Source organism: Brevibacterium sp. FAM 24630, from assembly GCF_049804075.1.
Taxonomy (GTDB): Bacteria; Actinomycetota; Actinomycetes; order Actinomycetales; family Brevibacteriaceae; genus Brevibacterium.
In genome coordinates this window covers 1-249 of record NZ_JBNBZD010000126.1, presented here as the reverse complement: position 1 = coordinate 249, position 249 = coordinate 1, and the positions used below count along the sequence as shown (strand labels likewise).

General features: G+C 65.9%; 1 pseudogene. It reads right to left on the bottom strand.

The annotated features are described in order from the left end of the window. Window positions 1–249, bottom strand: a pseudogene (locus ACPUD7_RS17970) (IS1380 family transposase); the annotation flags it as partial.

Sequence of the window (249 nt, the reverse complement as noted above, 5' to 3'; positions counted from 1 at the left end):
AACCCAGCGTCGAAGGGGCGTAGACACGGTCGAACAGGTGTGTCATGCCGCCGTGGCGGAGAAGGTTCATGTCATCGATCGAGTCAGCCCCGGCGGCAATTCCGCCGACGAGGGTGGCGAGTTTCGCTGCTGGGTTCGCGCCTTTATCAGCGCCGGTGGTCGACACGGTCAACCTGTCGTCGGCGAGGTCTGGCAGGCCGGCTTTCTGGGCGAGGCCCATGATCGGGACCAGCCCGGTGGTCGCGGTGA